This window comes from uncultured Traorella sp. (assembly GCF_944327115.1).
Taxonomy (GTDB): Bacteria; Bacillota_I; Bacilli_A; order Erysipelotrichales; family Erysipelotrichaceae; genus Traorella.
This window is the reverse complement of record NZ_CALVGS010000086.1, coordinates 1-15127: the sequence shown is the minus strand read 5'-3', so window position 1 is coordinate 15127 and position 15127 is coordinate 1. Positions and strand designations below refer to the sequence as shown.

Genomic DNA, 15127 nt, shown 5'->3' with positions numbered 1-15127 from the left:
CGCCTGTACCATTTCCATATTTTCCACATTGAAGGCACCTACTGCATAGTGATTTTTTTGTGCTTCAAGAAGCATTTCTTTCGTTGTTACTAACATAACACCACTCCATTTCAGCTATTATCAGCTGTCCCCATTATAACGCAGTCCATTTATTTCTTCAATGAAGATACCATATAAGAAAAGCAGCAATTTCTTTACTTGTCTTAGTTTGCACCCATGACGCCATCTACTGCATAGATAGAACCGCTTCTCTTCGTCCGACGATTACGACATTTGCCCCTTCTTTCACATAACGCACAGCTTGGCTTTTCCGACACCTGAACTACCATAACAACTGTAACTTTTCCATCAAGCTTCATCTTTATCCTTCCTTTGATACTTCAATTGGTTGCCCGGTATATACCAGAAAGTAGACAGAAAAAAACTCAAGCTCTTCGATTTCAAGCCTGAGTTTACATGAGAACCCGTCAACAATATGAAAACTGTTTGTTCATCGATTATAATTTCAAGAATTTTTCAACATCCAGTACAAAGATCGTTGCGCCACCCACCTGTACTTCAACAGGGAATGAAGCAAATCTTCCGATATCATAAGAAGATGTTGCAGGTACGACCTCTGTTCTTCTTGATGAATATTCACCGATCACTTCAATAGCTTTATCGACTTTTTCATTTTCACAACCAATCAAAAGCGTTGTGTTGCCGGCTCTTAAAAATCCTCCTGTAGTTGCAAGACGAGTCACTGAGTACCCTTCTTTTGTCAAGGCGCTTGATGCAGTAGGTGCATCATCATTTGACATGATAGCTAAAATAAGTTTCATTATATCACCTCTCTATATATGTATTATACCATAAATTTCTTTTCATCATGTGAACAAATTGTCATTAATCAGACATTAAACCTAAAATGCACCACATCTCCATCTTGAACAAGATAATCTTTTCCTTCGATTCTAAGCTTTCCTGCTTCTTTGATCGCAGCTTCGCTTTCATAATGATCGATATCCTCAAAGCGATAAACCTCTGCTTTAATAAAGCCTCTTTGAAAATCACTATGAATGATTCCGGCACATTCAGGAGCACTCATACCCTTTTTAAACGTCCATGCACGACATTCATCTTCTCCGGCTGTCAGGAAGGTACATAAGCCAAGGATATTGTAAGCCGCTTTGACAACCTTGTCCAAACCACTTTCCTCAATACCGAGATCCTGTAAGAACATTTCCTTATCTTCCTTATCCATTTCAGAAAGTTCTTCTTCGATTTTTGCACTGATCGGAATAACAAGATTATTTTCACTTGCAGCATATTCACATACCTTCTGATAGTATCCATTGCTTTGAGGATCACCAATATCGTCTTCACTCATATTCGCAACATAGATCATCGGTTTTAAGGTCAATAAAGAATAATTTTTCACCAGAAGATATTCTTCCTTATCCAAATCAACACTTCTGGCCGCTTTGCCTTCCAAAAGCACGGCCTGTAATTTCTTTAATACCTCAAGCTCAGCCATGGCATCCTTATCTCTTGTCGTCAAAGCCTTACGCTCTACCTTGCTGATACGATTTTCCACGGTCTGTAAATCGGCCAATGTCAGTTCCAAATTAATGATCTCGATATCACGAATCGGATCGACACTGCCCTCTACATGGGTAATGTTTGCATCATCAAAGCATCGTACCACATGAGCGATCGCATCACATGTACGGATATTGCTTAAAAACTGATTACCTAAACCTTCACCCTTACTGGCACCCTTTACAAGACCTGCGATATCCGTAAATTCAAAAGTTGTGTAAATCTTCTTTTTCGGATGAAAGATCTCCGCCAGACGATCGATACGTGCATCCGGCACCTCCACGACACCTACATTCGGCTGAATCGTCGCAAACGGATAGTTGGCAGCTTCAACCTGACTTTTCGTAATTGCATTAAATAGCGTAGACTTTCCTACATTCGGCAAGCCTACGATTCCCGCTGTTAACGGCATACTTCCTCACCTCAAATTTCTTCCCTTAGTTTAATCATTTCTTCTTCATTATTCAAGAGGAGTTTGACTTCTTTGTACAACTTTCTTGCACTTTTTCTCAAATTCGCTTCTCGGAAACAACACGCTGGCACCACATCCCTGACATTTGATACGAATATCCGCTCCTTTACGAATGATCTTCCAATACTTGCTTTTATGACAAGGATGCTCTTTTTTCATTTCCACAATATCATTTAAATCGTATTCCATATTTACCCCCTTCTCTGATAAGCAAAAATCAGATTTCTCATCAGCATTGAGTTCGTAACTACACCTACACCTTTGGGTACCGGCGATATCCTGCTTACCTGATCGATGACATCATCAAAATCAACATCACCGCACATCTTTCCATCTTCATCATAATTAATACCTACATCAATTACTACCGCACCTTTTTTCAACCAATTCTTTTTGATCATCTTAGGAACGCCTGCTGCCGCGATAAGCACATCGGCATGAGAACAGATCCTTTCAATATTTAAGCTTTTGGAATGTACCACGGTAACGCTGGCATGCTCATTCAGGCATAACTGTGCTACCGGCTTCCCGATCACATTGCTGCGTCCTACCACAACGACTTCTTTACCGTCCAGGCTTAAATCAACTGCATGAATGAATTCCATGGCACTCAAAGCCGTACATGGAACAAAAGTCGGCTGTCCCTGATAAAAAAGCCCTGTATTCAAAGGATGAAGCCCATCTACATCCTTTGAAGGATCAATTTCTAACACGATTTTTTCCCGGTTCATATGGGAAGGCAGCGGCATTTGCAGCAGAATGCCATCAATACTGATCATCTTATTATAGCTGTGAATCGTACGAATCAATTCAAAATCACCGATCGATTCATCTAAAACGATCGTTTCAAGCTCAATTTTTACTTTGTCACATTTTTTTTGAAGGCCCTTCATATAAGCGACGCTTGCAGGATGATTTCCGACAGCGATACAGACAAGCTTAGGAATCCTTCGTCCTCTGCTGCGGCATTCTTCCACAAACTCAATGGTTCTTTGATCCAATCTTTCTGCAATATCTTTTCCATATATACATTTATTTTCCATTGAATAGCACCTCACTGTCCAGCATGATCGTAATCGGACCATCATTCAACAATTCTATCTTCATATCTGCACCAAAGATCCCCTCTTCAACATGAAGTCCTCTTTTTCTCAGCGCATCATTGAAATAATCATATAAATCACTTGCCATTTGTTTATCGGCACTCATTTCAAAACCCGGACGTCTTCCCTTTACGCAATTCGCATACAAGGTAAACTGCGAAACAGACAAAATATCTCCTTGTACATCCTCGATCGAAAGATTCATTTTTCCATTCGCATCATCATTGATCCGCAAATGATAAATTTTATCGGCCATCATATCTGCAACCTTTTCATCATCTGTATGGGTAATACCTACAAGAAGCAGATAGCCTCGTTCAATTTTACCCGTTATCTGATCATTTACCCGACAGCTTGCATATGCCACTCTCTGTAACAATACTCTCATGATATCACCGTTATCATTATACATGAAATTGCGTTTGAAAGAAACCGCTCACTACTTAAAAAGAGCGATATTTTATGATAGAATAAACACATGGAACCTTTAGCATACAGAATGCGTCCCGAACGCCTGGATGAAGTGATCGGACAAAAGCATTTGATCGGAAAAAATGGAATTTTAAGGAAATGTGTTGAAAATAAAAAACTGTTTTCAATGATTTTATATGGTCCTGCCGGCTGCGGCAAGACGACATTGGCACGTGTGCTTGCCAACGAATGCGAACTTCCCTTTCGTTTATTCAATGCCGTTACCGGCAATAAGAAAGAATTAGATCAGTTGTTTGAGGAAAGCCGCTTTTTTAATGGTCTGGTCGTGATCATTGATGAAGTGCACCGCCTCAACAAAGATAAACAGGATCTGTTGCTTCCCTATGTGGAAAGCGGCGCCATTATCCTGATTGGTGCAACGACCGGCAATCCCTTATTTGTCATCAATCCTGCCATTCGTTCACGCTGTCACCTTTTGGAAGTAAAAAGCAATTCCGAAGAGGATGTCGTCACAGCCATCCATCATGCCATACAAAGTGAAAAAGGCTTAAAAAATGAAGTAACGATTGATGATGATGCAGCATATATCATTGCCCGTCATGTAAACGGCGATATCCGTTATGCCTTAAATATCTTGGAAATCTGTGCGTTTGCCTGTGAGGATCATAAAATTACCCGTGACACGATCCTCCAATTCACCCAGATCCCTAATTTTGCCATCGATAAAAATGATGACGGTCATTACGATACCTTAAGCGCTTTTCAAAAATCCATCCGTGGCAGTGATGTCAATGCTGCCCTCTATTATCTTGGACGCCTCATCCTGGCAAACGACATGGATTCAATTGAAAGAAGACTGATCACTACTGCTTATGAGGATATCGGACTTGGCAATCCGGCCGCTGTCGCCCGCTGTGTGACTGCCGTAGATGCCGCAAAACGCGTCGGCTTCCCGGAAGCACGCATCATCTTAAGTCAGGCAGTCATCGATCTTACTTTATCCCCAAAATCAAAATCAGCAGAAACGGCAATCGATAATGCCCTGGCATCATTAAAGAAACAGACCTTGCCAATCCCTGATTATCTGCGTTTCACTCCTGTGAACATGCGTGAAGAATTAAAATATGATTATGGACGCAGCGATATCTGGCCAAAGCTGCAGTATCTGCCGGATAAGATCAAAGATGCGAAATTCTATATTCCCGAAAATACCAGTACCTATGAAAAAACGCTGGCATCAAATTATGAAAAGATCAATCAGACCAAACGTACAAATCGCATCGATCTGTTAAAAAAGAAATAAAATAATTGAAGGAGTTGTAGTTATGATCATCCATATCGTTCATTCTAAAAACAGTTATTGCGTTGATGTTGAAAAAGGCATTACCGCTGAAAAGCTATATCTTAGTTTAAACGAAAAAAACACAAAGAAAGTCTTGCTTTGCAAAGTAGACAACAGTTATCGTGATCTGAATCATAAGATCACCCGCCCATGTCATGTCGAATTTCTTGACATGAGTGATAACTATGCTTGGCTTGTCTATCAAAACAGCTTGATCCTTTTATATGAAAAAGCTGTTTTTGACATTCTGGGCAATGTACAGGTCAACGTATCCAACTCTTTGAACAAGGGGTTATATACCACGATCAAAGGAAATATAACTGCAGAGGATATTAAACGAATCGAAAAGCGAATGAGAGAACTCGTTGACGCACAGCTGCCCATCACAAAAAAACATATTCATCGCAAAGAGCTTTTACAGCTTGTCAATTATTTCAACAGCAGAGATAGGAGCCGTCTGATCCTTTCCTCAGAAAACATTCAAGATGTTGAGGTATATTCGCTTGATTCTTATAAAGAGCTTTTTTATGGCCTTCTTGTACCCAACACTTCTTATTTAGAGCTCTTTGAACTAAAAAAATATCGCAATGGCATCTTGCTTCGATATCCACATATCAGCCAGCCAGATGAAATGCCTCCTTATGAAGACCAGAAACTTCTCTATGATGCTTTTTCAGAAGCAACCCTATGGGAAAGATTGATGGGAGTCAGCTACGTTGCAGATTTAAATGAAAAAATCAAAAACAATGATTATCAGGATCTGATCATGTTACAGGAAGCACTCCATGAAAAGAAGATCTCAGATATCGCGGATCAGATCAAACAGGAAAATAAACGCATCATCCTGATATGCGGTCCTTCCTCATCAGGAAAAACTTCTTTTGCGAAACGACTGTGTATTCAAATGCGTGTCATTGGTTTAAAACCTCTTTATTTAGGAACCGATGATTATTTCGTAGAAAGAAGTGAAACTGTCTTGGATGAGAATGGCGAAAAAGACTATGAAAGCATCCAAGCTGTTGACATTGACCTTTTCAATAAACAAATCAATGACCTTCTTAACGGTCAAAAAGTAGATCTGCCTGCCTTTGACTTCATCAACGGGACAAAGATCTTCGGACAGCGGATCGTTTCGATTGACAAAAATCAGCCGATCGTTATTGAAGGGATCCATGCACTCAATCAGATATTAACAAAAGACATCAATGATAACGAAAAGTTTAAGATATACATCAGTCCTTTGACATCCCTGAACATCGATCATATCAACCGTATTCCGACAACAGATGCGAGAATGTTAAGAAGGCTTGTCCGCGATCACCAATTCCGAGGACGCCCTGCCAGTCAGACGATCTGCGATTGGCCAAAAGTACGCAAAGGCGAAGACCAAAATATCTTTCCTTTCATCGATCAGGCTGATATCTTCTTCAATACCAATTATATCTATGAGCTTGCTGTTCTAAAAAAATATGCTCAACCTCTTTTAGAAAGCGTTCATCCCGAAGAAAAAGAGTATGCCGAAGCTCAAAGAATGCTTTCATTCTTACGATTTTTTGAAAAGATCGAAGATGATTCCGCCATTGCCAATCAATCTATCTTACGGGAATTTATCGGCGGAAGTATCTTATTATCAAAATAACTGCTTCATGCTCTGCTGATTTCTTTAAATGCCGTAATCAAAAGAAACAGCATCATCAAGATCAAAAGCTGTGTTAAATGAATATCCGTCAATGCAGAAATCATCATCACAAGAGTTACGCCCATACACTCGCATTTGATAAGACTCAAGGAAAGATTTCCGATTTTCTTACAAGAAGCATAAGACAATGATAAAAATACGATCACTCCAAGCAGCAGGAAAAAACCTGCTGCAATTTTTTTATAAGGACATGCATACGTCAAACCCACCATCACGACTAAAATAAGACCACTAAATGTTTCATAAACCTCATTTCTTTTCACTGCTGTCACCTCTTTTCAAAGCTTTTTTCATGACACCTAAAAATCCCTTGCTCGTATAATCCAAGACGCCCCTTTGATAAACGATCGGTCCTTTTGATAAGATCAGCATCATAAAAATAGTAGAAATCAACGCCGACAAAGATAATTCGATCATACTCACATTCTGAATCAAAAGACGACAAGGCATAAAGAGCATATTTAAAAACGGAAAGAAGGATAAAACAAATCCGATCCCCACGCTCATCTGATAAGGTGTATTCACAGACAAGGCAAAATAATAGATTCCTAAAAGGATCAGATAAAAAGGACCTTGTACATTTCCGGCTTCCTCAATATTAGCAATAAAACTGGAAATGACAACCAAAACCATCTGTAAAAGCAAAATTCCCATCATCAGAAAAAACAAGATAAAAAAGAGCTTGATCATAAAATCTGCTTCAAAGGGAATACTGCCTAAAAATTCAACGATCGTTTCCTGTTCGATCATAAATAAACCCCATTGGCGAATCAAAACGATCAGACCTCTCCCGCCATCATAAAAGATACGCATGCAACCAGCAGCAATCAGATAGTTACCCAGAAGCAAAGCCTGTATTAAAATTGCCAGCCACCCAACGACCATCTTTGATAAAAAATGTGTCTTCGCACTTACACTTGTAAGAATCAGCTCCAGCTGACGCGTGCTTTTCTCATAGATCACTTCATTCGCAACAGAGGTTGAAAAAGAAAGCATCGTAAAATAAATAGAGGTAATGACCATAAAAATCAAATTTTGTTTATCACCATTCATTTGAACGCTCTCATATTCCACAACATTTTCAACCTGAAAAGACTGATTCATGATCTCCATCTCTTCAATGCTCAACACTTCATTAAGCATCAGCTCACGATGAACATCACCGATCAGTGATCCGACAAGAGCCATCACTTCCTTGGGCACCTCATACTGACTGGCTAATTTATAGCCATCTTCATAATACAAAACATAGGCTTTTGGATCTTTATCTAAAAGATCTTTGCTTGAACCTTTATCTATGATGATATCCAATCCGCTTTCCATATTCAATAAAGCAGCTTCAACCCTTTCATCAACATTGACATAAATTTTCTGTCTTTCTAACAGGGAAGGATTGACAAGCTGTATCAGCCTGTCTGCAAATAAGACTCCGCATACCGCCAGGCATAATAATACATTCAATAAGATAGAAGCACTATTACAAAAACGTCTTTTTAATGAAAACTTAACGAGTTCTTTCATGCAGCGCCTCCCGGATCATCATTTGCAGCGATACCATTTCCAATGAAAAACAGCTGATCTTTTCTCTCATCAATTTACGTACATATTGACTTGCGACATGTTCATTCTCAAGCTTTACATGATACAGATGACCCAGCTTTTCCACACTGATCACACCACTGTCTTTTTCATCAATGATATCCTCATCTAAAATTAAAATCCGCTGCGGATATTTCTTTTTCAAATTCTTTAAATTCCCTTTGAAACAAGTATCACCCCGATAAAGATAGACCACATCATCAACCAGATCTTCAATGTTATTGTACTGATGAGAGCTGATAAGAATGATCCGCCCTTCCTTTTTCAGCTTTTCACACAATCTTTTAAATAAACCTACATTTTCCAGATCAAGACCATTCAAAGGCTCATCAAAGATCAAGATCTTAGGCTGATGGACCAGTGCACACACAAGCTGTACCAGCTGCATATTTCCCTTTGATAAAGAACGAACCTTGGCATTGCGATAACGTTCGATATGAAAATATTTCAGCCAATAATCCATCTGTTCCTCAATCATCACCTGCTTTATTTTCTTTAAGCTTGCCAGATAAGCAATCTGATCCTTTACCTTAAGATCACGAAGCATGCTTTTTTCCTCAGGAAGATAACCAAAAAGACATTTATCTGAAAAATCAAGTAATTGTCCCTCATATGTGATCTTTCCTTCATCTTTTTCAATCAGTCCTAAAAGAACACGAAAGGTCGTCGTCTTGCCACTGCCATTACTGCCAAGGACACCTAATATCTTGCCTTTTTTGATTTTAAAAGAAAGATCTTTCACTCCCACTTTACTGCCATAGTATTTGGTCAGATGTTCAATGCTCAGCATGCCCTGCTCCATGGATCACATCTAAAATCAAAGGCTGTAAAGGAAGGTCATAGACAACATAATGCATCACTTCATCAATGATCTGATTTAAATACGGGTCACCTTCTTTGATTTCATCGAACCTTTTCTTTTTATCATCTCCCAAATAATCTGAATAAACAGCATACAATGTCTGCCGACATCTTCTTTTTAATATATTTTCTTGCAGCATTCTTATCACCTCTACTCTTATATATCCACTAAACGACTAAAATTCCCACTTTTCGACAAAATTTTTTGATATAATTCATCAATGAAAGAAATATATATCGTTTTGTCCGCCACAAACGGACATATAGGAAAGATCATCCGTAAAGTAACAAATACATCCTACAATCATCTCTCCTTTTCCTTTCATCCTGATCTCGATATACTGCTTTCTTTTGCCCGCTACTATTATTCAACACCCTTTTATGGCGGTTTTATCCATGAATGTATAGAAAGATATGATAACGCTGATATAAGGTTATATAAAATATCATTGGATGATCAATCCTATGAAAATATCCAACATTTCATCATCAATATTGAATCACATCCTCAAAAATACTATTATCATACGATAAATGCCCTCCTAACTCCTTTACATAAACGTATTGATATTAAAAATGCCTATACCTGTCTTTCTTTTATTGATGCGATCCTCCAACAAAGCAATCTGACCTTTTCCTTTAACGATGTTCAAGAGCTTATGAATCATTTACAGCCTTATCTGATTTATGAAGGATCTCTTGATTCTTTTAAGCTTTCCAGTGATCTTTCCTATATAAAGTTCATACCGCTGCATCAGATCATTAAGCTTAGCATTCGACAAAACTATAAACTTTTGGAAAGTTTTATGAAAAGATAAATAATTGACATCAAATATAATATTTATTTCTTTTGAATAAAAAAAAGCAGATGACCTGATCGTTATCACGATCTCAATCATCCACTTTGACTTACTATTTGAATAATGTATCTAATACACGATTGATTCAGCATTATACAGAATACAACTGTAAATCATACAGCTTCTTATAAATACCATCATTTTGAAGCAATTGTTGATGCGTACCCATTTCACGAATCTTTCCCTTATGCATGACGATGATATTATCGGCATGCTGGATCGTACTTAAACGGTGAGCTACCATGATCGTTGTTCTTCCTTCCATCAGTCTTTCCAGGGCTTGCTGGATCAATTGTTCTGTTTCGGTATCAATATTAGCTGTCGCTTCATCCATGACCAGAATCTTCGGATCAAAAGCCAGTGTCCTCGCAAAGGAGAGCAGCTGCCGCTGTCCGCTTGAAAGCGTCGATCCTCTTTCACTGACAGGCTCATGATAACCTTCCGGTAAATGTTCGATAAAATGAGCTGCATTGACCGTTTGGGCACTCTTCACAATCGTTTCATCGCTGATATCATCATTCAACAATCGGATATTACTGCTGATATCCCCTGTAAAGATAAAGACATCCTGCTGCATCTGACCGATGGCCTCACGAATCTGTGCAATACTTAAATCCTTGATATCGACATCATCAATCAGAATCTGTCCTTTTTGAATATCATAATAACGGCCGATCAGATTTAAGATTGAAGATTTTCCGGCACCGGTCGCCCCAACAAAGGCTACTTTCTCCCCCGGATGAATTATAAACGAAACATCTCTTAATACATAATCATCTTTTTCATAAGCAAACCATGCATGCTTGAACTCGATCTTACCTTTGATCTCATCCAAAATGACCGGATTTTCCTTTTCCAATATCGTATTCTTTTCATCAAGGATCGTAAATATCTTTTCTGCACTGGCAAAGGCATTCTGCAATGTTGAAAACTGTTCCGCAAGATCCTGTATCGGTTCAAAGAAATTAGAAATATAATTGATGAATACATATAAGATTCCGATCGTCAGGGTACTGTCCAATACATTCATACCACCCATATATAAAACAATGCCCAAAGCCAGCTGACTTAGAAAATAAATCAACGGTCTAAATATCGCAAACACGCTCATCTGCTTGATATTTGCACGATACAATTCACTGTTTTTATCTTTAAATTCATCATATTTCATTTTCTCATTCGCAAATATCTGAATCAGACGCATACCCGAAATATTTTCAGATAAGAAAGTATTCAACATACTGATCTTTGTACGGATTTCACGATGGATCTTTCGAGATAACCGTTTAAATACAACGGTCAATGCGGCAATTACCGGTACCAAGATAAATGAATATAATGCCAAGGTCAGATTCATGCTTAACATAACGACAGCCAGACCAATAATCTTTATTGAATTTCTGAACAGTCGAATCAAAATCGTTGCATACATCTCATGTAATGATTCCACATCATTCGTCGCTCTTGTTACGATTCGTCCTACCGGATGAGTATCAAAGAAACGCAGTGGCAGCGAATGTACATGATGAAAGATTTCCTTTCTGATTTCATAAATGATATTCTGACCCGTCAGCTGCAATACCCATGTCTGAACAAAAGTACAGATAAGATTCAATACCAGTATGATGGTATAAAGGATACCTATACGAATGATTCCATGAAAATCATTATTACGCAGTACTTTCAATTCATCAGCGTCCAGTTTTTCACCACTGATTCCCGCTATCACCATACCATCCTTCGTCACGCTTTCCGGCACGACACTTCCCAGACTGATTTCATGCAGTTCTTCACTTTCCTGGGCATTTAAATCGGTAAAGTAATAATATTCATCTTCATACATCAAAAGCTGAGCAAAACAATCAGCTCCCTCTAAATCTTTCGAAAGATATTCACCTTGAAAGGAAAGATCGCTCTTTTCCACAATTGCATAAGGCTGGTTATATCCTTCAATATACGTATCAATTGCATCACCAATTAAAATTGGACGAAGCAATTCAAACACCGTAATCAATAAAACAAGTATGATCGACAACACCATCTGCTTCGTATATGGCTTCATATATGCCATCAGACGTTTGGTAATGCTGCCGGAGTATTCGGATTCAACTTTTTCTTCAACCATTTCTGCCATGTTATCCTCCTTTACTCAGCACCCAGCTGTTTCTCCAGCTGCTGTTTATCATACATTTCCTTAAAGATACCGCCTAATGCCATCAGCTCATCAAAGGTTCCATATTCAGCTTTCTTGCCTTCCTCAAGAATTAAGATATGGTCTGCATTCTTCACCGTTGATATACGATGAGCAATCATGATCGTAGTTTTATCTTTTCTTTTCTTTTTCAGATTTTCCAATATCTGATCTTCTGTATCCGTATCAACTGCACTTAAGGAATCATCCAAGATCAAGATCGGAGAATCCTTTAACAAGGCACGGGCAATCGCACAACGCTGCTTCTGGCCACCTGAAAGCGTCACGCCACGCTCACCGACAACCGTCTGATAACCTTCAGGAAAATCAATGATATTGTCATGCACACAAGCCATCTTACATACTTCAACGACCTCTTCATGGGTCGCATTTCGTTTTCCAAAAGAAATATTTCTCTCCAGCGTGTCACTAAACAAATAACTATCCTGCGGCACATAAGCAATGCTGCTCCTTAATACATGCAGTGGTATTTTCTTTATATCATGACCATCAAATAAGATCTCACCCTCACTGATATCATATAAACGTAAAAGTAAATTCACCAAGGTCGTCTTTCCATCTCCCGTACGACCTAAGATTGCCAAAGTTTCACCACGTTTGATCTCAAGTGACAAGTCACTTAAAGCATCCTGAAATTCATCACCATAGCTAAAGGAAAGATGACGGATCGAGATATCACCATATAATTCTTTTATATCTAACGGATGCTCATCATCCACGATATCCGGTATTTCATCAAACACCTGATTGATACGTCCAATCGCTGCTCTTCCTTGTGAGAAAGAAGTAATGCTGTCTCCTAAAGCAATCATCGGCCATACCAGCATACCCAGATATTGATTAAATGCCACAAAACGGCCTAAGGTAATCTGAGCAGTCAAAGCCAGATAACCACCATAGATAATCGTAATTACATAGCTCAAGCCAATGATAAAGTCCATCAAAGGCGTAAAAGTAGCCATTAACTTTACGACCCGCATATTCATTTTCTTATTATAATCATTAACCTTTTGAAAAGCTTTATCCTGCTTTTCCTCCTGTACAAAAGCTTTGATGACACGCTCACCCGTAATGCTTTCCTGTACATGATCGCTCAGCTTCGCAAAAGCATCCTGCTTTTTCGCAAAACGACGTTCAAACTCTTCACCAAAATAATAACCACCGATGGCAATCAGCGACATTGGGATCAACGTCAGCAATGTCAGTTTAAAATCAACATATACCATCATCTGATACAATACCAAGGCTGTCATCACGATCGCATCAAAGCTGCTGATCACTGCCGGCCCGATTGAATTTCGCAAAGCTTCTAAGTCATTTGTGAAATGAGTCATCAAATCACCTGTTTTATGTGTATTGAAATATGTCTGTGACAATTCTTCCAATTTAGAAAACATGTCATTACGTAATTCATTTTCAATTTTTCGGGAAGTACCAAAAATAAAAACACGCCAGAAAACGCGTCCTATCGTAATCAGCAAAGCTACTCCCAAAAGAGCTAAAATCAACTGAAGCACACCATTCAAATCAAGGGTAAAAGAAGATAAGCCATCCGTAATTTCACCTGTAATTTGTGGAATGAATAAGTTGACATAATCAACCATCAGCAAAGTCAATAGACCAATTACATAAGGGATCTTATATTTCCATATATACGGAAACAAAACACCCTTCTTTTTCATACATTCACCCCCACAGCTGCAATGAATATATTGTAATTCCAATTGAATTTTTTTTCAAGTATCCTTGATGCTTTAAATCACAAAAAAAGAAAGTGTTTTCATCCTCGTGTAATTCATTTATCTTATATCAATCAAAAAAAGAAGCTCATAAAATAAGCTTCTCTATTTACGATAGTATTTAACCCATTCCATCAGTAAATCAAACCATGTCTGAACATGAGATTCATTGGTTCCTGTCCGTTCACTTGCCAATGACAATGCATGACTGCCCTGTTCATAAAAGTGAGCTTCCCACGGAACATGCTTCTCTTGAAGCATCTTTGCATAATCAAGTGATTGCCCAATTGGAACAAGTTCATCTTTAGCCGTATGCCAGATAAAAGTAGGTGGTGTATTCTGATTCACTGTATTCACAGGACTCCACTCATCCATAATCTCTTTATCAGGATCGATCGTATTATAAAATGCTTTATACATCTTGATCAATCCCGGCTGATTCTCTTTCAGCCACATCAAATAATCTTCATCAAGCCTTGTTACCCCGTAACATATGACCTGAAACCATGGCTGAATACCTTTTGATAATCCTGCTTTTTCCAATAACCATTCCTCATTCCACCAGTTTCCATAGACTGCACTCAAATGACCTCCGGCAGAAAACCCGATCGTTGCAATCTTAGAAACATCGACATGCATTTCATCTGCGTGATCAGTGATCAGTTTCATGGCCATCGCTAATTCTACAAGTGAGTTAGGATAATTCGAAGATACATGATCACTGTTATAAATCAATCGTTCTCCCTCATCAATGGCTTCATCAAATGTCCAATCCGGATGCTTTTTCATCAAATCAGATGTAATGGTAGAATAAGAAAAAACAAAAGACTGAAAATCATTTTCATAAAATGCTTGAGCAACCGGTTCTCCTTCATTGCTTCCTACAAGCATATAAGCCCCTCCGGGAATGACGACGATGGCAGGTCTGCTCTTATCTGATTCATGAAGATAGGCTGTTAAATAAGCGCTGTCTTTTATTTCATACTTTTTTTGAATCATTGTATTCTCCTTTATTTTTATTTTTTCTACAAAATATTATAACATATTTATCTTTTTCAACATTCAAGAAAGGTATATATATAAAGAAAAAGAGGTTCACTTCGGGGCGGCACGCATAAAACAGCATAAGAATGTTTTCAGGAAACGGCGTAGCTTCGGCTATGCCGTTTCTCCGTTTTGCAGGTCAATCAGTAAAGACGCGGGGAGTATTCCTACAAGGTCATAGGA

17 protein-coding genes are annotated in these 15127 nt (G+C 38.6%); 3 read left to right on the top strand and 14 right to left on the bottom strand.

All coding sequences use genetic code 11. The features are described from left to right. The 7 genes from Q0K35_RS08115 to dtd form a co-directional block, all read right to left on the bottom strand. Window positions 1-96 (bottom strand): class II fructose-bisphosphate aldolase (locus tag Q0K35_RS08115; protein WP_294562156.1); only part of this gene is annotated, 96 nt, incomplete at its 3' end. Between the two features lie 107 nt (window positions 97-203). After that, window positions 204-359: a hypothetical protein gene (locus Q0K35_RS08110; RefSeq protein WP_294562155.1), complete on the bottom strand. Its 156-nt coding sequence runs from the start codon at window positions 357-359 to the stop codon at window positions 204-206. Window positions 360-497: 138 nt separating this feature from the next. Then, complete coding sequence (locus Q0K35_RS08105) at window positions 498-821, bottom strand: cyclic-di-AMP receptor (RefSeq protein ID WP_294562154.1); 324 nt, start codon at window positions 819-821, stop codon at window positions 498-500. A 68-nt stretch (window positions 822-889) separates the two neighbouring features. Next, on the bottom strand, window positions 890-1993 hold the full coding sequence (gene ychF, locus Q0K35_RS08100; protein WP_294562153.1) for a redox-regulated ATPase YchF: 1104 nt from the start codon (window positions 1991-1993) through the stop codon (window positions 890-892). 48 nt (window positions 1994-2041) lie between these two features. Beyond that, on the bottom strand, window positions 2042-2242 hold the full coding sequence (locus tag Q0K35_RS08095) for a DUF951 domain-containing protein (RefSeq protein ID WP_294562152.1): 201 nt from the start codon (window positions 2240-2242) through the stop codon (window positions 2042-2044). A 2-nt stretch (window positions 2243-2244) separates the two neighbouring features. Further along, entirely contained in the window at window positions 2245-3096 is an 852-nt protein-coding gene (locus Q0K35_RS08090; RefSeq protein ID WP_294562151.1) for a bifunctional 5,10-methylenetetrahydrofolate dehydrogenase/5,10-methenyltetrahydrofolate cyclohydrolase, read from the bottom strand. Then, window positions 3086-3544, bottom strand: a complete 459-nt coding sequence (gene dtd, locus Q0K35_RS08085; RefSeq protein ID WP_294562149.1) for a D-aminoacyl-tRNA deacylase — start codon at window positions 3542-3544, stop codon at window positions 3086-3088. The genes Q0K35_RS08090 and dtd overlap by 11 nt, the downstream gene beginning before the upstream one ends. Before the next feature lie 90 nt (window positions 3545-3634). On the opposite strand from dtd, the gene Q0K35_RS08080 reads away from it, so the two are divergent. Next, window positions 3635-4891, top strand: coding sequence for a replication-associated recombination protein A (locus Q0K35_RS08080; RefSeq protein WP_294562148.1), 1257 nt, complete (start codon window positions 3635-3637; stop codon window positions 4889-4891). Window positions 4892-4913: 22 nt separating this feature from the next. Further along, complete coding sequence (locus Q0K35_RS08075; protein WP_294562146.1) at window positions 4914-6569, top strand: hypothetical protein; 1656 nt, start codon at window positions 4914-4916, stop codon at window positions 6567-6569. A 5-nt stretch (window positions 6570-6574) separates the two neighbouring features. Here the strand turns inward: Q0K35_RS08075 and Q0K35_RS08070 are convergent, their stop codons facing one another. Genes Q0K35_RS08070 through Q0K35_RS08055 form a run of 4 tightly spaced genes read right to left on the bottom strand, consistent with a single transcriptional unit; the run spans window position 6575 to window position 9229 of the window. Further along, a complete protein-coding gene (locus Q0K35_RS08070) occupies window positions 6575-6892 on the bottom strand; it encodes a hypothetical protein (RefSeq protein WP_294562145.1) in 318 nt (105 codons plus the stop codon). After that, window positions 6879-8150, bottom strand: coding sequence for an ABC transporter permease (locus Q0K35_RS08065; protein ID WP_294562143.1), 1272 nt, complete (start codon window positions 8148-8150; stop codon window positions 6879-6881). Before Q0K35_RS08065 ends, Q0K35_RS08070 begins: the two co-directional genes overlap by 14 nt. Further along, window positions 8134-9018, bottom strand: a complete 885-nt coding sequence (locus Q0K35_RS08060) for an ATP-binding cassette domain-containing protein (protein ID WP_294562142.1) — start codon at window positions 9016-9018, stop codon at window positions 8134-8136. The genes Q0K35_RS08065 and Q0K35_RS08060 overlap by 17 nt, the downstream gene beginning before the upstream one ends. Then, window positions 9005-9229, bottom strand: coding sequence for a hypothetical protein (locus Q0K35_RS08055; RefSeq protein WP_294562141.1), 225 nt, complete (start codon window positions 9227-9229; stop codon window positions 9005-9007). Before Q0K35_RS08055 ends, Q0K35_RS08060 begins: the two co-directional genes overlap by 14 nt. An 81-nt stretch (window positions 9230-9310) precedes the next feature. On the opposite strand from Q0K35_RS08055, the gene Q0K35_RS08050 reads away from it, so the two are divergent. Beyond that, window positions 9311-9907, top strand: a complete 597-nt coding sequence (locus Q0K35_RS08050) for a hypothetical protein (RefSeq protein ID WP_294562140.1) — start codon at window positions 9311-9313, stop codon at window positions 9905-9907. Window positions 9908-10040: 133 nt separating this feature from the next. Here Q0K35_RS08050 and Q0K35_RS08045 read toward each other — a convergent pair whose 3' ends face one another. From Q0K35_RS08045 to Q0K35_RS08035, 3 genes are all read right to left on the bottom strand, one after another. Beyond that, window positions 10041-12083, bottom strand: coding sequence for an ABC transporter ATP-binding protein (locus Q0K35_RS08045; protein WP_294562139.1), 2043 nt, complete (start codon window positions 12081-12083; stop codon window positions 10041-10043). 11 nt (window positions 12084-12094) lie between these two features. Beyond that, window positions 12095-13843, bottom strand: a complete 1749-nt coding sequence (locus Q0K35_RS08040; protein WP_294562138.1) for an ABC transporter ATP-binding protein — start codon at window positions 13841-13843, stop codon at window positions 12095-12097. Between the two features lie 162 nt (window positions 13844-14005). Then, window positions 14006-14899 carry an alpha/beta hydrolase gene (locus tag Q0K35_RS08035; protein ID WP_294562137.1) on the bottom strand — a complete coding sequence of 298 codons (894 nt, stop codon included), beginning with the start codon at window positions 14897-14899 and terminating at the stop codon, window positions 14006-14008. Window positions 14900-15127 lie beyond the last annotated feature (228 nt).